Origin of the sequence: Bacteroides difficilis, assembly GCF_048319815.1 — a bacterium.
Taxonomy (GTDB): Bacteria; Bacteroidota; Bacteroidia; order Bacteroidales; family Bacteroidaceae; genus Bacteroides; species Bacteroides zhangwenhongii.
In genome coordinates, this window is the sequence record NZ_CP182814.1 from 4,469,388 (window position 1) to 4,493,666 (window position 24,279).

17 protein-coding genes and 2 pseudogenes are annotated in these 24,279 nt (G+C 40.8%); 4 read left to right on the forward strand and 15 right to left on the reverse strand.

All coding sequences use genetic code 11. The features are described 5' to 3' along the window. The first annotated feature begins 97 nt into the window (after nt 1-97). Nucleotides 98-2,107, forward strand: coding sequence for a transketolase family protein (locus ACNOGP_RS17675; protein WP_418213363.1), 2,010 nt, complete (start codon nt 98-100; stop codon nt 2,105-2,107). Beyond that, nucleotides 2,107-2,541, forward strand: coding sequence for a ribose 5-phosphate isomerase B (rpiB, locus tag ACNOGP_RS17680; protein WP_007759225.1), 435 nt, complete (start codon nt 2,107-2,109; stop codon nt 2,539-2,541). The genes ACNOGP_RS17675 and rpiB overlap by 1 nt, the downstream gene beginning before the upstream one ends. A 68-nt stretch (nt 2,542-2,609) precedes the next feature. Here the strand turns inward: rpiB and ACNOGP_RS17685 are convergent, their stop codons facing one another. The 9 genes and pseudogenes from ACNOGP_RS17685 to ACNOGP_RS17725 form a co-directional block, all read right to left on the reverse strand. Next, nucleotides 2,610-3,086 (reverse strand): DUF456 domain-containing protein, encoded by a 477-nt coding sequence (locus ACNOGP_RS17685; RefSeq protein WP_022276059.1) that lies wholly within the window; start codon nt 3,084-3,086, stop codon nt 2,610-2,612. 203 nt (nt 3,087-3,289) lie between these two features. Then, on the reverse strand, nt 3,290-5,638 hold the full coding sequence (locus tag ACNOGP_RS17690) for a beta-galactosidase (RefSeq protein ID WP_418213364.1): 2,349 nt from the start codon (nt 5,636-5,638) through the stop codon (nt 3,290-3,292). A gap of 473 nt (nt 5,639-6,111) precedes the next feature. After that, complete coding sequence (locus tag ACNOGP_RS17695) at nt 6,112-7,641, reverse strand: OmpH family outer membrane protein (protein ID WP_418213365.1); 1,530 nt, start codon at nt 7,639-7,641, stop codon at nt 6,112-6,114. Next, nucleotides 7,616-8,041 carry an ExbD/TolR family protein gene (locus tag ACNOGP_RS17700; RefSeq protein ID WP_049703055.1) on the reverse strand — a complete coding sequence of 142 codons (426 nt, stop codon included), beginning with the start codon at nt 8,039-8,041 and terminating at the stop codon, nt 7,616-7,618. Before ACNOGP_RS17700 ends, ACNOGP_RS17695 begins: the two co-directional genes overlap by 26 nt. Further along, entirely contained in the window at nt 8,038-8,493 is a 456-nt protein-coding gene (locus tag ACNOGP_RS17705) for an ExbD/TolR family protein (protein ID WP_049703056.1), read from the reverse strand. Before ACNOGP_RS17705 ends, ACNOGP_RS17700 begins: the two co-directional genes overlap by 4 nt. 13 nt (nt 8,494-8,506) lie before the next feature. After that, nucleotides 8,507-9,898 (reverse strand): MotA/TolQ/ExbB proton channel family protein, encoded by a 1,392-nt coding sequence (locus tag ACNOGP_RS17710; RefSeq protein WP_418213366.1) that lies wholly within the window; start codon nt 9,896-9,898, stop codon nt 8,507-8,509. A 310-nt stretch (nt 9,899-10,208) separates the two neighbouring features. Beyond that, nucleotides 10,209-10,439: pseudogene (locus ACNOGP_RS17715) on the reverse strand (PD-(D/E)XK nuclease domain-containing protein); the annotation flags it as partial. A gap of 45 nt (nt 10,440-10,484) precedes the next feature. Next, nucleotides 10,485-10,667, reverse strand: a pseudogene (locus ACNOGP_RS17720) (AAA family ATPase); the annotation flags it as partial. A 150-nt stretch (nt 10,668-10,817) separates the two neighbouring features. Further along, a complete protein-coding gene (locus ACNOGP_RS17725; protein ID WP_418213367.1) occupies nt 10,818-12,056 on the reverse strand; it encodes a DUF3874 domain-containing protein in 1,239 nt (412 codons plus the stop codon). 325 nt (nt 12,057-12,381) lie between these two features. On the opposite strand from ACNOGP_RS17725, the gene ACNOGP_RS17730 reads away from it, so the two are divergent. Together ACNOGP_RS17730 and ACNOGP_RS17735 are read left to right on the forward strand one after the other, a co-directional pair. After that, on the forward strand, nt 12,382-13,026 hold the full coding sequence (locus ACNOGP_RS17730; protein WP_186967889.1) for an HU family DNA-binding protein: 645 nt from the start codon (nt 12,382-12,384) through the stop codon (nt 13,024-13,026). Between the two features lie 111 nt (nt 13,027-13,137). Further along, complete coding sequence (locus ACNOGP_RS17735) at nt 13,138-14,325, forward strand: ATP-binding protein (RefSeq protein WP_270539204.1); 1,188 nt, start codon at nt 13,138-13,140, stop codon at nt 14,323-14,325. A gap of 119 nt (nt 14,326-14,444) precedes the next feature. On the opposite strand, the gene ACNOGP_RS17740 is transcribed toward ACNOGP_RS17735, so the two are convergent. From ACNOGP_RS17740 to ACNOGP_RS17765, 6 genes are read right to left on the reverse strand one after another with little or no spacing between them, the layout of a single operon-like run. Beyond that, nucleotides 14,445-16,244 carry an alkaline phosphatase family protein gene (locus ACNOGP_RS17740; RefSeq protein ID WP_195532374.1) on the reverse strand — a complete coding sequence of 600 codons (1,800 nt, stop codon included), beginning with the start codon at nt 16,242-16,244 and terminating at the stop codon, nt 14,445-14,447. A 19-nt stretch (nt 16,245-16,263) separates the two neighbouring features. Next, entirely contained in the window at nt 16,264-18,366 is a 2,103-nt protein-coding gene (locus tag ACNOGP_RS17745; RefSeq protein ID WP_418213368.1) for a M60 family peptidase N-terminal accessory domain-containing protein, read from the reverse strand. An 18-nt stretch (nt 18,367-18,384) separates the two neighbouring features. Beyond that, complete coding sequence (locus ACNOGP_RS17750; RefSeq protein WP_418213369.1) at nt 18,385-20,202, reverse strand: LamG-like jellyroll fold domain-containing protein; 1,818 nt, start codon at nt 20,200-20,202, stop codon at nt 18,385-18,387. 18 nt (nt 20,203-20,220) lie between these two features. Beyond that, complete coding sequence (locus ACNOGP_RS17755; protein WP_418213370.1) at nt 20,221-21,909, reverse strand: DUF5008 domain-containing protein; 1,689 nt, start codon at nt 21,907-21,909, stop codon at nt 20,221-20,223. Nucleotides 21,910-21,917: 8 nt separating this feature from the next. Then, nucleotides 21,918-22,718 carry a fasciclin domain-containing protein gene (locus ACNOGP_RS17760; RefSeq protein ID WP_418213371.1) on the reverse strand — a complete coding sequence of 267 codons (801 nt, stop codon included), beginning with the start codon at nt 22,716-22,718 and terminating at the stop codon, nt 21,918-21,920. 20 nt (nt 22,719-22,738) lie between these two features. Further along, nucleotides 22,739-24,265, reverse strand: coding sequence for a RagB/SusD family nutrient uptake outer membrane protein (locus ACNOGP_RS17765; protein WP_418213372.1), 1,527 nt, complete (start codon nt 24,263-24,265; stop codon nt 22,739-22,741). Nucleotides 24,266-24,279: the final 14 nt, after the last annotated feature.

Consider the following 24,279-nt stretch of genomic DNA (forward strand, 5'->3'; position numbering starts at 1 on the left):
AAATGGTAACAAAAAAGATAGCTCTTTTGGATTGTTAAATCCACATAAAGAGTTATCTTTGCCAACAATCTTACAGAAATCAATTAATTTTAATGATATGAACGATAATAAACTTATGAATCGTGCAGCGGATAACATCCGTATTCTCGCTGCTTCAATGGTTGAGAAAGCCAATTCCGGTCACCCGGGTGGTGCCATGGGTGGTGCTGACTTTGTGAATGTACTCTTTTCTGAGTTTTTAGTATATGATCCGGAGAATCCCCGCTGGGAAGGACGCGACCGTTTCTTCCTCGATCCGGGACATATGTCTCCAATGCTTTATTCAACATTGGCACTGACCGGTAAATTCACATTGGATGAATTGAAAGAATTCCGCCAATGGGGAAGCCCCACTCCGGGACATCCGGAAGTAGACATCATGCGGGGCATTGAAAACACTTCCGGTCCGCTGGGACAAGGACATACCTTTGCCGTAGGTGCTGCCATTGCCGCTAAATTTCTGAAAGCACGCTTTAACGAAGTGATGAATCAGACTATCTACGCTTATATCTCTGATGGCGGTATCCAGGAAGAGATTTCTCAAGGTTCCGGACGTATTGCCGGTGCATTGGGTCTGGATAATCTGATCATGTTCTACGACTCCAACGACATTCAGCTTTCTACAGAAACGAAAGATGTAACTATAGAAGATACTGCCATGAAGTATGAGGCATGGGGATGGAACGTACTGAGTATCAACGGTAACGATCCTGACGAAATCCGTGCAGCTATCAAAAAGGCACAGGCGGAAAAGGAACGTCCGACATTGATTATCGGTAAGACTGTGATGGGTAAAGGTGCACGCAAGGCGGACGGCAGCAGCTATGAAGCTAACTGCGCTACACACGGTGCTCCTCTCGGTGGCGACGCATATGTAAATACAATTAAGAATTTAGGCGGTGATCCTACCAACCCGTTCGTTATATTCCCGGAAGTAGCCGAACTGTATGCTAAACGTGCAGAAGAATTGAAAAAGATCGTAGCTGAAAGATATGCAGTGAAAGCCGCATGGGCAAAAGCTAATCCGGAACTTGCAGCCAAACTGGAACTGTTCTTCTCCGGCAAAGCTCCGAAAGTGGATTGGGCCGCTATCGAACAGAAAGCAGGCAGCGCTACTCGCGCCGCATCGGCAACCGTACTAGGTGCTCTCGCTACACAAGTAGAAAATATGATTGTAGCTTCTGCCGACCTTTCCAACTCTGACAAGACCGACGGTTTCTTGAAAAAGACTCATTCGTTCAAGAAAGGCGATTTCAGCGGAGCATTCTTCCAGGCAGGTGTATCTGAACTGTCAATGGCTTGTATCTGTATCGGTATGTCGCTTCACGGTGGTGTAATCGCAGCTTGCGGTACATTCTTCGTATTCTCCGATTACATGAAACCTGCCGTACGTATGGCTGCATTGATGGAACAACCCGTGAAGTTCATTTGGACACACGATGCGTTCCGTGTAGGCGAAGACGGTCCTACTCACGAACCGGTAGAACAGGAAGCACAAATCCGCTTGATGGAAAAACTGAAAAACCACAAGGGACACAACTCTATGTTGGTACTCCGTCCGGCAGATGCAGAAGAAACAACTATCGCATGGAAACTTGCAATGGAGAATATGTCCACTCCGACAGGTCTGATTTTCTCCCGCCAGAATATTGCCAACTTACCGGAAGGAACAGATTACGAACAAGCAGCGAAAGGCGCTTATATCGTGGCCGGTTCTGACGAAAACCCGGATGTAGTTTTAGTAGCTTCCGGTTCTGAAGTTTCCACTTTGGTAGCCGGTACAGAGTTGCTTCGTAAAGATGGTGTAAAAGTACGTATTGTATCTGCTCCGTCTGAAGGGCTGTTCCGTAACCAATCCAACGAATACCAAGAATCTGTTCTCCCTGCAAATGCCAAGATTTTCGGTTTAACCGCCGGTTTGCCTGTTACTCTTCAAGGTCTGGTAGGCTGTCATGGCAAAGTATGGGGTTTGGAATCTTTCGGTTTCTCCGCACCTTACAAAGTACTGGATGAGAAACTTGGATTCACAGCCGAGAATGTATATAACCAAGTAAAAGCAATGCTCTAATGAAAACAATCGGATTAGCATGCGACCACGCCGGTTTTGAACTGAAAGAATATGTTCGCGGCTGGCTGGAAGTAAAAGGCTGGGCATACAAAGACTTCGGGACCAACTCTGCAGCAAGTGTAGATTATCCGGATTATGCCCACCCGCTGGCTCTTGCAGTGGAATCGGGTGAATGTTATCCCGGTATTGCTATCTGCGGCAGTGGAAACGGAATCAATATGACACTGAACAAGCACCAAGGGATTCGTGCAGCTCTTTGCTGGAATGCAGAGATTGCGCATTTGGCACGTCAGCACAATGACGCCAATATCTTGGTCATGCCGGGACGCTTCATCAGCACAGAAGAAGCGGACATGATTTTAACCGAGTTTTTCTCTACCGAGTTTGAAGGAGGACGTCATCAGAAACGTATCGACAAGATTCCGGTGAAATGAGCCTGAAATAAAGTAGACAAAGCAGTAAAGCTGTTCTTCTTTCCGGAGAGCAGCTTTATTTATATTCATCAAACAAAACCGGCAATAAACTGATAACAGAAATAACCGCAGACAACCAATTTTAACAAGGTTCCCAATATGAATCCTATTAAGGAACCGAATCCGGATTTAAGCGCCTGTGAGAATTCCTTATTTCCCAACAGTTCCCCAATGACAGCCCCCAGAAACGGACCGAGAATAATCCCCCATGGCAAGAAAAGAAGACCGACAAGGGTACCTATTATACATCCCCAATTTCCCCACTTACTGCCACCGCTGTATTTACTGCCCAACATTGGAGTAAAATAATCCAGGACCTGTAATACAACCACAATCAGCAACCATACAATTAGTTGCGTAGTACTGTACTCCACCTTATCTGTACAATGGAGAATAAACAGTCCCAAGTAAGCAATGGGAGGGCCGGGAAGAAACGGAAGAATACAACCGGCTAATCCGGCAATCATACAGAGAGCACCAATGATAATCAAAATAACGTCCAGCATAATCTGTTCAATTTTAATTCTGTATAGATTAGATAGAATCCCATCTACAAAAATACAAAAAGAAAAGTAAAAGAAAAACCGTCACTCACGTGAAAGTTATTCTTTTACTTCTCTATAACTTAATGAACAAACTTAATAATTAACCTTATGACTTAAATGTCTTCAGTGTACATCATAGACATACAATTATCTTATTATTCCCTTTAGATTTTAAAGGGTGTCATTTTCAGATATACCCGATAATCTTTAATCATGCCTGTCTTACCGGCTTCTGCTCTCGGCAAATATGAAAATCCGGTTACTACCTTATCTTCACCGAGATTAATCACAATCTGATGCGGGAATTTATGTTTGGCAGCCGAAGAATAGCTTGTGTGCCAAAAGGTAGATTCCTGCAAGTCGAACACATTCGTTGCAATATTATTCGCTTCTTCCGTTTCCTCACTATCTGCATAAACAACTTTCCAATGTTGGCGTGACAAGGGCTTGCCATCAGCTCCCAGTAACTCCAATTCCGCAATGGCTGCAAAATCTTTCCCATCATGTGCATTCAATGCTTCCAGACAGAAGAAACGTGTTTCCACCTCTTTTCCAAACTTCACATGTTGCCAACCATTACCCGCCTTGAAAGAACCTTTATAAACGGGCGTTTCTCCGCTCAAGTCCAAGTTCTCACCTACTTTACGATGTGCATAGGCAGCACCATGAACGCGTAAATTATCGAGAATAGGTTGTTGCAAGCCTGCCGTTTCCGGTTGTATAGGTCCAGCCATATCCAATATAATCACTTCGTTCTCACCTTTCTTCAACCAACATCCCGGCACATATAAGGTTTGTTGTGGTCCTATTTCCCAGTAACGTCCAATAGCATAACCATTCACCCAGACCATCCCTTTACTCCAATTAGTCATATCCAGGAAAGTATCACCGGTTTTATCCAGTGTAAATGTTCCACGATAATACGCAGGGTCTTTTTTCGGATTATCTTGTTTCACAAATTTCTTATTCTTTGCAAAAGCATAATCAACCGGGATATTATAAACTTTCCAATTCTTCAATGAAGTAACAGCAGCACCGTCCGATTGAATTTCCACCTTTTCAGTAATACCTTTCCAATCATAAATACCTTTACCGAAATTCATACGACCCATCGCTTCTACCAGAATATCCAATTGGGCTCCTTCTTTCACAGGTGGAAGAATAGCAGTCCCTTCCCCTTTCAAACGACTTAACGTGGCCAATTTCTTGCCATCAAGGAAAACCTGTGCCCAGTCATGAGCCTCCGTAATTGTCAGAATTTGCTCTTTGTTAGATGCCGGAAGTGTAGTTCGATATAGAATACTTCCCCAACCCTGATCAAACGCTTCCATTGACTGAATATTTTCACTGATTTTTGGCTCCGGCAGATTATCAAACAGTATCGCCACTTCATCTAATTTAAATGAAGGAACAGTAATCGTTGGAATAGAATCCGGGATTTCCGGCAACGATTCGCCTTCAGGTAAATAGTTACTTAACAATTTACGTACTTCAAAATATTTGGAAGTGACTTTTCCTGATTCATTGATAGGTGCATCATAATCATAAGACGTACATGTCGGAGAGAAGTTCGGGAAGTTTGCTCCTCCCCAATGTCCGAAACTAGTACCTCCATGAGTCATATATAAACTAAATGAAATATTACGATCGAGCATATCTTTCATTCCTTTTACCAAATCCTCCGCACTGCGTGTTTCATGCTTCGCTCCCCAATGATCGAACCATCCGGACCAGAACTCACTACACATCAATGGAGTATCAGGACGAAGCTCTTTCAAACGTTCAAACTGCTGATCTATATTGGCTCCCGTACCAAAATTGACAGTCCAAAGAAGATCATCCAAAGCATTGTTCTCAAAATTAGAATTCCAGTCACACTGGAATAAAGGTACCCCTGTGAATCCCGCTTGCTTCACAAGATCACGGATAGCAGAAATATAAGGCTTGTCAATACCAAATGAGCCATATTCATTTTCTACTTGTACCATAATTATATTCCCACCTTTGCTAATCTGAAGATCAGCAAGTTGTTTACCAACTTCATTCATAAACAGTTTCACACGTTCCATATAATACGGATCCTGTTCACGGAGCTTAATATCTTTCTTTTTCAGTAACCACCAAGGCAATCCGCCCATCTCCCATTCTGCACACACATAAGGACCAGGACGCACAATGACGTACATACCATTCTCCTGTGCAAGACGACAAAATGCTGCAATATCCTTTTGCCCGGTAAAATCATATTTTCCTTCTTCCGGTTCATGGAAGTTCCAGAAAACATAAAGGCAAATGGTATTCATACCCAACGCCTTAGACATTTTAATACGATGTTCCCAATATTCCTTTGGAATACGAGGATAATGAATCTCTGCCGCTTTTACGACAAACGGCTCTCCATTAAGCAAGAAAGTCTTGTCACCCACCTCAAATGTTCCCTTTGAAGATTGAGTACAAGAAGTGCTGAATACAGTCACTAACAAAATAAGCAAATACAATAAAGGTCTTTTCATTTTCAATCTATTCTATTGTTTTCATGATACATTAATCTCTTTAGAAATTCACCACCGGTTAATGTTTCCATTAAAAACCGATAGCGAATTTGAAAACCAATCCCATTTAATTACCCCCAAAAACTAAAACTATTACCTATTGAAAACTAAAAAATAAACACACATATCAATTAATCAAATTTGAATCCACCATTTTACAAGTCTATATAAAGTCTCTATATTATACTTTATGATTACAATTGCAAAGATGGAACATTATCGAAAAACAAAGGTCTTCAAATCAACCAAAACAGTACAAATATCATTCAATGTTATATGAAGACCGCTTTTGAATGATTATTATCCCATCATTTAATAAAATCCTGCCAGCACCTTTTATAGTACCGACAGGATTAGCATTCATAGAGAGGGTTAGTTAGTATTCTTTTTCTTTCCCGACACTACAAGAACCAAACTGTTGATATATTTTCTATTCAATCCTGCGGAATAATCAAGAAGCTAAATCCACAAGCTCCTCCACCCCCATTTTCCAATCGAACCAGAACACGATTCCATCCTTGCCTGAATTCAAAAGGAGCAATATGCTCGTCAATATTATACCAACTGGTACCATAATCACGCCACACATCTTTACCATTAATCCATACCCGTCCGCTATCATCCGTACCGATAGCTACCAACATCGTAGTAGCCTCATCAAAATAAAGCTCCGTATAAGCATAATAGGTTGAATTTCCGGTAGTAACGGGCACCGTATTGTGCATAGACTCACTTTGCATAAATTTCCAACGCAATGTTCCATCCAAATGCACCTCTTCTCCAATTACTTTAATCGGGTCGGAATCCGTTTCCATAATTCCCATACCCACCTGTCCATCCGTATATACAGCATCAAAATCCACAGAAATTTCAGGTGGATGCACAATCGAAAAATCTTCCCGTCCATAACTATCCCATGGACCAATCATATACCAGGTGTTGATATACAACCACCCTTTGCGTTCTGCATTCTTAGAAAAACGACGTCCGGGTAAAGCTTGTGCTTTCACCATTGCCTGATTCAAACGTGAGCCTGCATAATGATTCATCGGTCGCTTGTTCCCATTCCCCTGGGCTGCTTCACCCATGCCACCATTACCGCTTCCATCTCCATTGCCTCCGCCTTCGCTTCCACCAGGCTGACCATTACCTTCACCGGCACCTCCACCAGGTTTTCCTACCTGCTTCACTACTCCGAAAAGATTTTCCAGACGTGATTGAGCAAGTCCGGCCTGCCGTGTCGCTTGTCCCAACAATCCACGATAGTTATTCAAATCAGCCGTACTTTTTATACTCAAACCGGCACTGGCATTACTGCCATCCGAAGTCCCCCATTCTCCACCCTTTGCCTGCATCCGAATCAATTCGTCAAAACTTGGCATACGGGAAGCACCCGCCTTTAATGAATTATACACTTCAGGAAATGAAAGTCCTCTCGAAAGAGCTTGTTTGGCAGCATTAGTCGCCAAATGATTCTGTTGTATTTCAGCTTCATATTCACGCAAAAGAGCATACATATCCTCTACAGATGCATTCGCCGGAGGATTACCAGCTTGCGGTATATTTCTTGCTTTTGATGTATCATTAGCATCGGCAGGAGCTGAACGCGGCAACTGGCGTGTTTCCACCTTAGTCAACAACTCATCTTTCCGTTCCCTCATCTTCTTGGCCATTTCCTGAAACTTACGAAGCTGATCCTCCAAATTCTTTTTAACCAACACTTCCGACTGTTTAACCAGTTGCTCGGAATAGTTGGCAGGAAGCACCCTTTGCGACTGCTCCTTCTTTATTTTTTCACTGACGCTTTTCGGAGACTTTTGTTTTTTCGCCTGCAAATCAATAGCTCCCTGATCCGGCGACGGCATCATCCATATAAACAAAGCTCCTCCCACGAAACAGGCCAGTGCAATAATCCATGACAGGATAACCGTCAGACGGCTACTCCCTGTTGTAGTTTTCGTCATAAGTCCGTATTCCTATATTCGTTAAATTATAAAACTGACAAGCATCCATCACTTCCACAAAACGGCCGAACGGAGTATGCTTATCCATATCGATGCGGATACGCCGGCCCGGATCAGAGATACAAGTCTCCCGCAATTGTTCCATCATAAAATTGGTTGAACAAGGTTGTCCGTCCCAATAAAAGTTACCTTCAGCATCCAGTCCCACAATAGCCTGTTTGTCATCCGGTTTCAATTTAACCGCAGACTCCGAAGTAGGTAAATCCACCGGAATATCCCTGTTTTTCACCTTTGTCATTGTCGATACAAGGAAAAAGATCAATAGCAGAAACACACAGTCGATCAAAGGCGACATAGACACTTCCGGTTCATCTTCATTATTAAACAACGATAGTCTCATAGGCCTAAATATGGTTTACTTCCCAAGCGGACACGTGTACGCGTGAACCCTTGTATTTGACATTGATCGAATATCTCTATCACCGTACTCACCGGAACAGTCCGGTAAGCTGCCACATCAATCGCAATTTCCGTCCCCTCACTATTACGAAGTTCAGTCAGAAAAGCATGTAAGTCCGAAATCGGTATATAGTGGCTCTCTCCCGAATAAGCATCGTGCCCCACTACCTGATACACATTCTTATCCTCATCTACCGCAATGATAACAGCCTCTTCTCCCGCACGTGTAGTAGAAAGGCTGGACGTCATCGAAGGAAGCGACAATGGGATTTGCATTTCCCATTTCTTCATCATGGTAGTCACGAGGAAGAAGATCAATAGCAGAAAGACACAGTCTATCAAAGGAGACATCTGCACCTCTACCTTATCTTCATCATCATAATTTAATCTCATGGCTGTACTTCTCTTATTTAGATACGTCTGTCCCCTTTGAGTTATCTTCCTCCAGATAAAGAGTAGTTATTACATTTTCTACTTCCACCTCTACCAAAGAAGCCATTCTCATAATACGGTTTTTAATGATAAAATACAAAGCAATGGCAGGAGCGGCGATGATCAAACCGGCGGCAGTTGTAATCAGAGCTTTTGAGATTGAATCGGACAAAATGGAAGCCCCGCCTTCATCTCCATATAATGCTACCAACCCGAATGCTTCAATCATACCGACAACCGTACCCAAAAGACCGATCAGCGGAGCAAGCGAAGCAATGACCGAAAGTGGATAGATACGTGCGAGATGAGTACGAATATCACGAGCAGCCATGTCTCCGGCTGTCTGACTGACAGCTTCTCTTCCAGCCTTTATATGTTCAAGAATGAAACGTAAAGAATTAGCCAATGTAGAGGGATATTTGTCACATGCTGCCAAAGCCCCTTTCAGGTCACCCTTAACCAGACATTCATTCACACTCTCACGAAGGGGTTTCGGAGCCAGGCGACCTTCACGAGAAGTTATCAATCGTTGTATCGCAATGACCAAAGCGATTAATCCCAGCAAATACAGTGGATACATCATTGAACCACCCGCCTTGATTTGTGCAGCCCAGTCTATCTGTACTCCTTCCGGCTGTTCATTCTTGTCTGTAGCCGCTTCTTCATATACCAACTGTTCTTCATCCTCATTTACAGGAACCGGAGTTGCTATTTCACTAGGCAGAACCTTGGGAGCATTTTTTATATCCTCTTGTGATTTAGCCAAAAATATTTCATCAAAACCAGCATCACGTCTTTCAGGGCAGATAAAAGAAATTCCTGTCAATGTGATATTACCGAAATCTTTCCAAAGGTCACGTGTCATTACCATCCAATGTCCTGGAACTTCCCCCACACTAAGTCCTTTCAAAGGATTAATCACATCCTTTGACTTTCCTGCTATATATGTAAAGTCATATTTTTTCCCCTTCTGATTAACTGATTTATCTGATACATGAAACTGCATACCTATTTGGTCACCTCCCCACTTAATCCAGGCAAAAGTGATATAACGATACTCGCCCGGACCCGGATTCTCCCGGATAGGAATAGATAATCCCGTCAGTTTGGCCGGACTCTTCGAGTCATCCAAATATATATAGTTTTCTGACTTCTTCGAGTATCCTCCGTCGCGTACATATCTATTATCCGGTTTTTCCCACTGCGCACCATCCGGTATTTTGGTACTAAACAGTTCATACAATCCTTTGCCGGGCTTTCCATTTGTTTGTGCTGAAAGCGGATAAGCAAATAGCATCATTACTCCCCAAATGAGTACGTTCAAAACACTCTTTCTAAAGCTAATTTTCATTCTTGTGCAATTCATGTCTATTCTATTTTATTTATAATTTAAAAAATCACAACTATCACCAATCATCGAAATAATTCACTGGGACAAAGTTCTTAAAAATAGAAGAAAAACAGGTACTCTAATCAATCAAAAAACTCCAAATCCTAGCAATAACAATGAATAAAGCCTCAATAATCATTCAAAGAGGTTCAAAAATGATTCATTCAATCAATAATATATTCCCCTATCCTCATATATCTTAATAAAACAACAACTCCCAAACAGATGCTTTGGAATTAAAAGTCCGATAGCAATCTTACGGCTACTATCGGGCTTTATTTTTATTTTAAACTTGATATATGGATGGCTCCACGATTTTCCATTCCTCAATGCCACGTGTCTCAGAAGAAAAGTTCACACCTACCTTATATAACTTACGAGAATCTTTGACGAAAGGCAAAGCATACCCTTTTTCCTCTATCTGGCGTAAAGCCTCGTCAGCACTACCATCCAGTTTCAGTTCCATCACATAGATATAATCTTTGGTTTGCAGCACAACATCGCTACGGCCATTGCTATAACAGATACTTAATAAAACCATTCTCAACTTCCTTATTTGGAAAGCCCAATCGATAAGAGTACTGTCCAGCCGTCTTCGCAAGCTATCCGGTTTTTTGTAGTTCTCCGTATTCAAATCCAGATGCAGGATAGGATGTTCTTCCCATTCCTGTTCCAACTTCTCAATGGCAAGTCCTTTGAAAAGTTCTTTCTTTCCGCTCAAATAAGCTTCAATGGTAGATAACATTCAAAGATAAATATTATTTTCGAGTGAAGCCCTCACATCCCAAGTAATTTTTATGGGCCCTTCACCTTTTCGCTACAGAGCCTTATCCATGGGCTAAAGCGGGTGAAGGGGGCTTCCTTCACTCAAGCCGTCACCCAAGCCAGTTCTCTTTTACCCAATTTGTACCACCCGATATACATTCCCAAACTTTGTATGTTTCCGTTCTATCCCCACCGCTACCAGAATTTGCGCCAGACTTGCCGGATTCGCCCCACGCATCGCTGACGGATTCTTCTTTTTCAAACATTGAAAGATCTCGGCTGCTGAACGAAGTTCACCCTCCTCCCCTTTTTCTACAGAACGATAGCAAGAACGCAATACATCCTCTACCGGACCTTGACGGTAAAAAGACAGATTATTCCTCTGCAATACCTGTTCCTCCTCCTTTGTAAACCAATAACGTTCGCCAGACAAGATTTCCGCTTTCAACTGCGCATAAATCTGCTTATGCTCAATCCCATTACAATCGATAGGACGTTCCACCATCACACAAATAAACCTCCTGCTACCCGTCGGATCTGTCAACAGCTCCTTCCGGTTGGATGTTCCGATAAAAGAAGCGATTCTCGGTAATGAACGATAGTTTTTCTGATATGCTTTGCATAAACTCAATGAAGCCATCTGCATCAAGTTTTTTAACAACGGCATCTTTGTCGGAGGATATTTATCAAATTCATCAAGATTGAGAAGTCCCATCTCCGCCAATCTTCGCTCCACACGCCCTTCACTTGTCAAATCCACCTTATCCATATAATATCGCTGAAGCACAGCAGGAAGTAGGGACTTACAAAAAGTAGATTTCAGATACCCCTGCTCCGTACTGACAAGCAAAGGAGCCACACTATTGGCATGTTCTCCCATGATTCCCATCCATTGCGCAGTCATTCCCAACATCCAGATATGAAACTCTTTCACCCAAGCCGAATCGGTAGAAACCCGCCGTGCCAAATCAGCTAATCGGTCTATGCCATCCCACGTAGGCAATTCATCCAAATAGAGTCTGAAAGGATGATACTCCGCAATACGAGTGGAATAAATGCAACGTGACAGATCACGGTCCCAACAAGGAATCCCCGACTCATGAGCTTCCAGACATAACGTATTCAACACACGTTGATTGATTGGCAGAAATCCTTCTTCCACCTGCTCCATCGAACGGAATTCCGTTTCTTCCGTCAGAATATTATAGCGAAAATCATAACGGGATTTCAAGAAACATTCCACGCTTTCTGTCAACTTCTTCGTTTTAGGAGCCAGTTCTGTTTCCTCTATTCGCTTTTCTACTTCACTTTTACAAAAGTGATTTACAATTTTCCGCCACCATACCAATAATACACTTTTCTCTTCCATAAAATTTCCGTTTTTAGTTTTAACGGTTGCGAATATAATACCTGAACAATGGGATTTGCAACTTTTTAATCCACTCATTTTCATATAAATGAACTTCGTACTTTATCCGGTTATTCCTTGTTTATCTCCTAATTAAGTCTTACCTTTGATGCGGACATTTTCATTTTATCACAGTAATGATAACATCTTATCACATCCATGATAATTAAGTATCATTATTATGATAAGTACTTATCACAATAATGATAAGTAATAAATATCCGGAAGAAAATCGAGAAATATAGGGAAGATAATCTATAAACATCTAAAGAAAGAAGAAAGTAGTATGGCAGTACAATTTGAACTATATAAGACTCCTATGCCGAAGGAGAAAAAGAATAAGGTGAGGTATCACGCACGTCCCATCAGTTATGAAACAGTAGATACGGAAAATTTGGTTTACCGGATCCACGAACGCTGTTCATTAAGTCCGTCGGACGTTATAGCTACACTGGAAGAATTGAAATACGAAGTGGCTCAATGTCTCAAGGAAGGAAAGAAAGTGCATATCGACGGATTGGGATATCTGCAAGTCACTCTTAGCTGTGAAGAAGAAATACGAGATCCTAAGGCAAAACGAGTGCACAAAGTCAAATTAAAAGCTATCAAATTCAAGGCGGACAAGGAGTTGAAAGCGGAACTTTCCGACATGCACTTCAAGCGTTCAAAGTACAAACCGCACTCCACCGAACTGTCCAACACTGAGATAGACATGGAATTAACGAAATACTTTGCCGAGAATCAGATTATCACCCGGAAAGACTTCCAATATCTCTGCGGAATGACACAGATTACGGCATATCGGCATATCAAAAGACTGATTGCGGAAAAGAAACTCCAAAACAAAGGGACTACCCATCAACCTATCTACACTCCCGTTCCAGGTAACTACCGGGTTTCCGTAGATATAAAATACAAGGATAAAAAATAATGTTAAGGTAGATAATGAGCAACTGATTATGTATATTTGCGTTATCTATTGAGTAAAATTAATCAATGCATTGAGTAAAATTACGCTAGCCATTGAGTAAAATTCAAAAGTATGTATAAAAGAGCACAATATCAAATCATTACAGAAAGACTGAAAGAGTCCCGGCATTTTCTACAAGTAGTGCTAGGACCTCGCCAGGTGGGAAAAACGACAGTTATCAAACAGGTAGTCAATGACCTGAACATACCTTATCAAATCTATTCGGCAGACAGCATTCCCGCCACACAGACATCTTGGATTTCAGATTGTTGGAATACGGCAAGAGTACAGATGCGGGTCGAAAATCTACCTGAGTTCATTCTGATAATCGATGAGGTTCAGAAAATAAAGAATTGGAGCGAAGTTGTAAAAAAAGAATGGGATGCAGATACATTCAATGATATCAACATGAAAGTTGTTCTGCTCGGCTCTTCACGTGTATTGTTAGAGAAAGGGCTATCCGATTCCATGATGGGACGCTTCGAAGAAATCAGAATGACCCATTGGTCATATCCGGAAATGCGGGATGCGTTCGGAATAAGCCTGGAACAATATCTCTATTTTGGCGGATATCCTGGTGCAGTTTTCTTGATTGAGGATGAAGAGCGATGGGCGCAATATATTAACGGAGCAATCATAGACGCCACAATCAATAAAGATATTTTATATGACTCTCCCATCAGTAAACCGGCACTGCTACGGCAGACTTTCGAATTGGGGACTGCCTATTCCGGTGAAATCGTGTCCTTGACCAAAATGGTAGGAGCATTGCAAGACGCCGGAAACACAACAACACTGGCTGGATATTTAAACTTACTGGGAGACAGCGGATTACTGACCGGACTACAAAAGTTCGCAATGGATAAATCACGCCAAAGGGCAAGTGCCCCTAAATTCCAGGTATATAACAATGCATTAAAAACCGTATACAACGATTTAACTTTCAAAGAAGCCATTCTCAACAGGAAAGAATGGGGACGTATTTTTGAATCCGCCATTGGCGCCCATATTGTGTCTAATGCATTCACCGGCAATTATGAAGTGTTTTACTGGAGAGAAAAGGATAAAGAAGTAGACTATATACTGAAAAAGAAAAACCGGATTGTAGCGATAGAAGTTAAAAGCAACAGTGAAACGTACAATGCAGGACTTGAAGCAGTGCGGAATTTGTATCATCCTTATGCAACTTTCGTGGTCGGAGAAGGAGGAATGAAAGCCGAACAGTTCTTAAGCATTAACCCGGCAAAATTATTCGAATAACTCGAGTGAAGAAACGGGTGAAAGGGCAGCCCTTCACCCGCTTTCTCCCATGAACAAAGGGATATAGGCAGAAGGTGAAGGGTTACTGAATAACTAAGGAAACACTATATTATCCCTCTTCACTTACTTACTTCCAACTCTTTCTCCCTCCACTCTTCTGAAGCACTATAATTGTTGAGGAATGTAAAACCATCAATTTTCGAATCTACTGTAATTTTCAACCAATATAATATCTGTGGAACGACCAAAGTGTTTTCCATCATAATATTTCCACTCTTTATTTTTCCAGATAAAGTATTTGGGAGTGACAATAACGAAATTCGATCCCTTTTATTCTCATCAGGAAGTATACTGTTTTTACCATCTACCTTTCTTATAAAATTCAAGTCCAACATCCCCTGAATATTATTCTGAATAATCGTATCATTGGATATTCTGTCCGGATTGAACTTCCAATAACTAGTCAGGTTTTTATAATCAGCATCACTTTCCGAAATATTCAACCGGTTAGCATTAGCCGCCAACGTGGCATCATCCAATACAGAATTCCACATTCTTATTTCAGACACATAATAAGATGTAGGCATACCACTTCCACCTATTGTAAGCAAAGTCGTGTCTTTCTTTTGACCAATCGTCATTATAGACTTGTCCAAAACTACCAAACCGTCGTATGCAACCCTGAACTTACGGGTTCCATTATTCATTTTGCCAATACTTAACACATAAGTATGCCATAAAGCATCATTGAACGCTGCTACCGCTTCTTCCGTCGATTTGTCTCCATCACCTCCTTCAAGTCTGGCACTAGCTGTCTCTCTCTGTCTATAAATACCCCAGCCGTTTTTACCTATAATGCGATCCCAGTTATTTCCTCCATAAGAACCATCCTTACGAGGGGTATTACGCATCACGAACTCTAACGAGAATTCTTTATCTTCGCCCAGTCCATAATACTTTGCAAGCGTATCATAGGCCACCGCCTGAATCTCCGGACTAAACAAAGCCCCATACATAGATTCTCCTTTCATCTCTAACGGCTCATAATGAGAATAATAAAATATTCCCAGTGTATTACGGGTAGTTTCCTCTACATTTCCATAATGTCCTTCCGCATCTCCACCATGATTGGAAGTGACCACAACCAACCAATCTTCATAATATATATTTTTGCGACTTTCAATGACATCCAGAAATTCACCAATATATCCGTCAATCTTTCCTAATGCAGCCACATAAGCGGTATTTGATGCAACAAAGCCTCCTTGCTTACCTGCTTCCAACATACCGGAGAAACTTAGCAAAGTCAATGTATAATCACCTTCCTTCAGACTATTCAAGACAACTTCTCTTGTTTCTTCATCACCAGATGTGGTATGAGTTTTATTGGCATAATTAAGTAATCCGGTATTCAACTTCTCCCAAGGAGTGACACACAGCGTTTCCATTTTATTATCATACGTCGTAATATATTGCAAGATAGTAGGATAATAAACTACCTTTTCATTCGGATTGGCCGGATCTACGTCAAATTCCGCCATATATGAATTATCTACAATATGGTGTTTTTCAGGAATTACTCCTGTCAACATAGTTGCCCACGTCACAGGATCTTCCTCTATTTCGTTTTCCAATTTGCGAGATTCACTAAATCCCATCCACGAATACTTGCTCTTTGTCAACATCCCAGCTATGGCTCCTTGAGATAAAGATCCTTTTACAAGGCTCTCTACCTCCTTACCCACAGCTCCGTCAATGTTTATCCATAGTACTTTCCTTTGGATATCAGATGATGAAATAGCCGCTTCTTCTTTATCTACAGCGATTTCGGCGGGAGTTTCATATTCAGTACATGCCTGCAAGCAAAAGCAGACAGCCACCAATATGGCAAAAATTAATTTATCTATCGAACGTTTCATAATTGCAATTTAAATAGTTTCATTTGTAATAGAATGTACCAAATTCCGACAATGCCTGTCTTCTCCCTAAAGCCTGATTTTTTTCTTGTTCATTCACGTAGCTGACATCCGGAATCACCAGGCGCAAATAACGAACAGACTGGGTTCCATCCGGAAACTCAAAAAAACGTTCATTACGCCATGCTGCTTTAAAATCATCAGTACCTTCCTTCAAATCAACCAAATCTTTCCATTCTACATTAGAATCGGAAATATTAATATCCGAATGGTCCGTAGTCTGCACAATCAGGTGTTGTATCCGAAATCCCCCATGTCCGTTTGCTATATAAAATCCATCAATGGAGCTTTTCTCTTTCATATCAATAACAATATAATAAGGCAGTTCCGGAATATTGCCCTCATCTGAGTAATCAGACTGCCATACCGTATTCTTTTTTCCATCAAACATACGTGCAGGTCCATAAGTCAACTCTCCATCCGTATTACCCGGATAAATGTTTTGTCTGTAAGACTTATCGTATGCCTGAGCCTCCCAATTACGGCGGTCAGTTCTATAACAATAACCGTCAGCCTCATAATCAGGCAATTCCTTATTCGGTTGGAAAGGGTCGTATTCCCATATTTTTTTATCTAATTTATCATATTGAGCCGCATACACCCGATAACTATCACTTACCGAAAAGCCCCAATGTTCGAAGAAAGGAGTAAAATCTTTACGATAATAATCACACAAGTACTTAAATACAAATTCTCCATTCTCATTATTAGTTACCCCGTTGGTCCGACCGTAAGCATTCAGTTTCGACAATATTTGCCAAGGATTTTCCTTATCATAATATCCCAACTGCACAAGGGACAGCAAAGCAAAACTTTTGTATTTATCACCATCATAGCCAAACCATTTTGAACTATCGGCTGTCGCATACGACAAAGCCAAAGGGAATTGTTCTTTCACATCTTCATCAGAGAAAATTGTTCCCATGGGAGTCCCCTCCGTGATCATCGTCTTTTCTCCTACCCGATAAAGAGGTAAATGAGCGGCAGCAGTTGTCAAATGCTGCGACCAAGACCACGGATTTCGAAAACTATAAGTAGAATAGCGTTCCTGTAGCATGGTAAATATGGAAATCGAATTTGCGGTTTTTAAGGTTTCCAGATCAGTCAGTTCCTGCATGATACGGTCGGAATTAACAGCCATAATAGTCTGCTTGCCATTACGCATATAAAGATTGTCCTCTAACTGTACATCAAACACCACTCGTTCCGAATAATCCGGAGCACGATATTTCAAATCTTCCTTTCCAAATTCAAAGCCATTGAATTTATAGAAATATTCTGCTATTGCCACATCCCATGTCTGCAACACTTCCTCCAAATTCGAAGCAAACTGTTCATTGGAACGTATCTCATCTGCAACACGTGCAGTAGGCAGTGTGAAAATCACACGTTCTCCTCTTATCTCCATCCAAGGTACAGTAGTAGTTTTCACCTTTTCCATCCATGATGAAATATCCTGGTTTGTCTCTCCCTGTACATAGTCCGGCGAGCTGTAGGCACCACTGATTTTTAAAGTAAAATCCTTACTCCCTTCCGCTTTTCCATTTTTCAAAATCCAAATAGTCCCTCCCAAAGGATTACGGACAGTATTTATTCCGGGAAATAAAGCTTTAGTAGTATACACTACAGGCTCACGCAAAAAAGAATTCACAGTGGTCAAGTCATCCGTATGGCTTCCTATCTGTACGGAAAGTCCCATTACGTCTTCATCCAATTGGATGGTAATCAACTCACCTGCACCAGCATATAACCCGGTACTGTAAACAGCTGCAGGAACCCATTGCATTCCCAAAGTTGATGCATCTACATAACGCTTGGTAAGATCCAATGTAATTGTCGCATCCACATGTTCTTCCCGCGTCGTATCCACCAATCCCGGGAAAATACGTGCTTGAGCATACATACTGACATCTATTGAGCTGTCTGTATCGATATTTGCATCCGCTTTATCCGACGTATAATCATCCGTACCACTTTCTATATCGTATTTATAAGCGATATCGCACCCACCAAAAACAAAGCTGGTGTAAGCGGTCAATAAAAAGTAAAGTATTCTATTCTTCATATTATCTGTTTTATCAGGTTAATCTTTATCCATTGATGAATAGTCCAACGGCCACCCTTGACCTTCCAATTTCCAGTTGCGGTCGACTATGATTCCCAGCCACTGGCATATCTGATAAGGTACATCAACCGTATTGAATACTGCCGTATAGAAAGATTCATTTGGAGTAGGATTTACGTGTTGTTGAAATGAACTCCCGGTCAGCCATTCACGTTCTCCGTTTCCCCAATGCATATGATTAGGATGGCTATCATCATTCCGGTCTCCGTATTGGGAATAGTCATATATAAGTTCTTTCTGAAAATCCTCTTCACGGTCATTGGGCCAATAGCCCAACAAATTATCCCAATACTCATTTTTAAGTTCTTCCAGACGGGTTTTTCCACAGTTCTTTTTAATAAAATCTTCAGGAAGTGCCACATTATAGAACTGGAGATTTGATACACAAAAAGGACCATTAATCGGATCACTATCCTTCATGTGACCGATAATTAAAGGATCGCCCACATCATTAAGAGTAGTTGGTAATGGATTCTCACTTCCCATCACTCCATCTGTATATATCCGTAATTTCTTTTTCTCCGTATCGAAAACGAAAGTCAGCACATGCCAATTCCCATCATTCACAGGTGCATTAGAATAATACCGTCCTCCGGCATCAATATTATAATTACCATATTGGGCATGAACAGCCCATCCTTTACCCGGATAATAAGCACCGGAGCCTTTAGAAACAAATGTCCACCATCCCGAGCTGTTGACTTTTGTTGTCATAAACATAAATTGCAGGGTATAAGAATTCTTTTGTTCCTGAGTATCCATATTAAATAAAGTCGGATCTAATATTTGGGCATATTTCTTATTAGAAAAGACAGTTGTATAATATTCATAGTTCAATGTTTCACTCGAAGGCTTCAATAGCAACTGAGTAGAAGCTTTCTCATTATACATCATAGTAAACGTATTACGATTCAAATAATCATAATAATAAGTAGCCTCTGTTTCTTTTATCGGTTCTCCGCCATAATTTGAAGTGATAATCACTAACCAATTTTCTCCCGCAAAGTTAGGTCTGGATTTGAGCGCATTCATTATTTGCCCTATATAACCATCTACCGTTTGTATAGCAGAGACCACTCCATCAGTAGCCACAATCTCTCCTCCCTGCTCGATATAAAATCCTTCTTCCTGTCCGGCTTTCCGTATTCCATCAAACTGAGCGATAATTAGATCAGACGGAGCTTTATCACTTCTCTGTAATTCTCCGACAACCTGCTCTGTGACTTCATTATCATCTCCGGCATTCTCCGCATGATCAATATCTTTTTTGAATGCATCATAAAATGATGGAGTTGAAGCATACAAACTGAATACCAATTTACTATTTTTCTGCTTTAGTAAAACAGGGAGAGAAGGTGTATATAATTGCTCAATCCCTTTCTCAGTATCGGTCACTTCATCTGTAGTACCAATACCATGAGACGTGACACCTGTCAAGACATTAGCCCACCCCCTATCATTCGTGAATCTCACCATATCCTTTTTAGAATCGGCCAGTCCATTGAAGGAATATTTTGAATGCGGAGCCATTGCACGCAAATTGGGTGTCTTAGATATATTATATGCCTGCTGCACAGCTTTCCCGCTTGCACCATCCATAACAATCAGTAGCACATGACCCGACTCATATGTTTCACTACTATTATCGGGATAGTCTTCTTTCAGCATTTGTTCCATTGTGTCATTACATGACCATGTAATGAATGCCAATGCACCAATCATAAAAAGATGAGGTAGAGAAGCCAATAGTCTCTTTATTATATTTTTATGTATCATTGTATCTTTCCTCTATAATTAAAAATCCAATTCAATCATCACAGCATTCCTTGCAGTCTCCCCATTGAAACGGTATATGTCGCCAAGTAACAATAATCCCTTAAATCCTGTTGTGGCATACGTCTCAACAGCCTGATAGATCTGTCCGGAAAATTGACCGGGAACGTTAAACCCTTGCATCGCTTCCCCATCAGCCTCTAAGATAAGGAATCCGGGACGCATAACCCCATCATACTTACTGAAAGTACCGGCAATTACTACCTTATTCAGGTCAAGCAAAGAAGCAAAACTTATTTTTCCGCCTTCAATCTCACGCGGAATAAAAGTTCTGTCCAAAGTACCATCACCATTGATGACAGCTATTCCAGGACAGGGTTCACCACTGACTTCAGTAAACTCACCGACTATCACAAACTTATCCAATGTCGTATTATAACGAATCATTGATATAGCTCCATTTACTCCGGAGCCGATATTAGACTTAAATGTCTGATCCAGTTCACCGGAGGCCGTATTCACTTTCAACAAATTAAATACCTGCTCACCGTCAAAAGCAGAAAGATTTCCGGCAATAATTACATTCCCATCTCTATCCATCACCGCATCTTTAATCTCTCCTTCCGGTTTACTTTTTCCGACCCGGTATTCAGTATCCAATTCTCCAGCCATATTCATACGGATAATCGGTCCAACCTCCTTATAATTCCGCTTTATAATTTCATAAAAAGAATTATCATAATCATTCCGGCAATATTGGGTAAAATTCCCCACAGCAATAACTTGCTCATCGGAAGTAGCAAAAGAAAGAAGTACCTGCTCAAGCGTCCCGCCATTAAAACTCGGAACTTTTTTCCACTCCAATTTTCCGGTCAATCTACGAGGCAACTGGATATCCTTGGTTTCCAGAGCTACATTGTTTTTCAGAACAGTGATATTGAAGATATTCTCTACACTTTCATATTCATCATAATATCCTGAAAGTAAAATATTTTTTGCACTATTATTGACATAAGACATAGATAACAATCTGGAAGATATAGCATACCCATCTTCCGATGTAACAAATGAAGAAGCTCCATGCCCTATTCCAAAACCAGATGAATATCGCGGTGCAACCAACCCTTGCTTATCAATCAGAGCTATTCCTCCCCGATCATATATCCACTCTATATGTGGTCCCACTGCAGTGAATTCACCCAAGATATAGCAGGCATTATCCAAATTATCCCCTTTCAGATAATTAAAAATCACACCACCGGTAACCCTCTGTGTCCGCCATAAACCATATGATTTATCCACAGAAACGTTTCCCAAAATATTCAGTGTAGGGCCATAGAAGATCTGCCCCTCCATCTCTATGTAGGAAGATCCGGTACTAATGCTCTTCGGTACGCGAATTGTCACAGAGGATTCAGTTACATTAACCACTTCGACTTCTTGTTCCGAAAGAAAAAATTTAAACTCGGCTTTCTTTGTATCAGGATTCCAATGATTCTCTAATCCTACTGCCTTAAATTCAACTAAATCTTCCGGATTAGCACTCTCCGGCGATGGAGCCTCATCTTTCAACTGAATACCAAAGGGAGTTTTCCCTCCTTTATAAGGGTCTTCCTTTATACTATCGTCCAGCCCTTCATTACAGGCGCTCAAAAACGATACGATGAACAACAAACATAAAATCCGGTTCACCAGAACTATTGCTTTCATATTCATAATTATTCCGTTTTTGAAGTAAAACTTAAATTCGCTACAGCTTCACTTTTCTCATCTTCGACAGGTGGAACAGGATCAATCCCTTTTTCCAAAGCCTTTTGCATGAATAAACGTTTATCAAAGCCAAAATCATGATCTATAAAACGAATGACATGAACAATACCATTATAAGGCTGTAAATTGCAAGTAGCTACCTTCGCGTTTATCATATCACGGTCTTCCACACTACTACCCCAGTTATTGATATAGGAATAAATCAACATACGATATCCTGCATATTTCACCCCATTCGCCGAAGCATAATCTACACCGATATTCATCGGGCGTCCGTTGTAAGAGCGATAGGCCTGACCGGGGTAAGCTGTTATAGCCAATGTGTCCAATTGGGGGAGGTCTTTCAATTCATATTTTCCCTCAACAATGTATAAAGAAAGGAAGTCCTTCCATACTTCTTTTTTTACCTGACGAATGTCAGTAACTTCTTCACCACCATAATAATTATAGTTATAATCGCTTAAATACTTCATACTCTTATTGATAGTCTGACTGGTAGGAGCAAAGAAGGTAACATCTTCTTTTTTAAAAAGATCTTCCATTTCGGCATACTCAATAACATCCACAAGTTTGGAAAAATATCGCTCATGTTGTGGTTCCGTATTCAAATATTTCCACATAGTGCCTTCAAAATAAGGGCTGCTGGTTCCTCCGTCAATCAAATAATCATCATTAGAGCAGCTCCATATAGCAAAAAATGCCGACAGAGTACAAATAATTACAACTCCTTTTTTTCTATTCTTTTTCATATATCGTTTTTCATTTTAGATTATTCCCAATAGTTATTTAGCGTCATATACGGATTATTTACCAATGCCTTACGGCAAATCGGCCAAGTCCATGCTCCTTCGTTAAATTTGGATCGACTGATCGGAGTCTCACAGAAATTAGTATCGTGAATTTTTCCTGTACGTACCAAATCATAGTAATAATGTCCTTCTCCAATCAACTCACGCACGCGTTCCCAAAATATGTCATTTTGCAAATCCGTTCCGGTAGACATTACAGAAGTGGCACCTGCCCTATCCCGTATCTTATTCAATTGTGCCTGTGCTTCTCCTTCCTCTCCTATAGCAGCCAAGGCTTCAGCATAAAGTAAAATGGCATCAGCAAACCTGAACACGATCTGATTTCCCGAATTGGATGTTATATTATCTCCACTATAAGTATCCGGATTCATAAATTTGGTTATTTCCTTGGGATAAAGGTCGATCTTATCAGCCATATATATATTGTCATTAAACCAACTTGACACCCGTTTGTCCTCTCCATTCACGGGAAAAAGTTTTATTAAAAACTCCCTTTTATAATAGTAGCTCGGTGTAGTTCGATTAATATAACAAGAATAGGCAAAGTGATTGGAAAAAATAGCTGTTTGATCAAATATCTCATTGCTATTGATATTTTGAGCTATCTCAAACAGACTTTCCTTAGTTCCACCTTTGAATATAAAGGAAGAGCGACTCATATCAACCAATTCATAAGAGTTATCATTTCTATTCACCAATTCATCTCCCAAAGAAACAACGTTTTGATAATAGGTATTACTTTGTTTTGAATCAAAACGGACTAACCAAAGGTTAATATGCATCATCAAAGCCAATACAGCTCCACGTGTAGCACGAACTCCCGATTTTGAATTAAGCGAATATCTCCATGGCAAAGCAGTTTTATCCGGATCACTATCAATAAGTGCCTGCAGATCCGCCAGACAATTTTGCAATACAGTCACCATACTCGTACGAGACAAAGGTTCAGAATTATAGGCAACCGTATAATAAGGTATATCTCCAAACAACCGGACCATAAAGAAATAGGCTAAATTACGCATAAAAATAGCTTCTGCCTTATAGTTGCGTACTTGTTGATCAGTCATATCCGGAACTTCATCGATTTCCTTCAACAAAATATTCGCACCTTGAACCACCTGATAAAAATAGTTCCAATTCGTTATTTGACCAACACTTCCTTCACCGTTATTTCCGGAATCATATCTACTTTTCAATCCGGCCATATCATTTGACGTCAAATATCCCAACAGGTCCCTGTCACCACTATAATATCCAATAGGCGCACATCGAAAATCACCTGAATAAACAAAAAAGGCAGATTTTATCATTGTGGCTTTCCGGAAATTGTTATAAATACTCAACATATAAGTTTCCACATTACCGGCATTCCCCTCTATCCAAAACTCATCTCCCGGCAACTTATCATCCGCATCTACTTTTATCAAACCGCAACTGCTCAATAGCGAAACGGCAAGTAATGATATAATGAATATATTCTTTTTCATACGAATTATTTGTT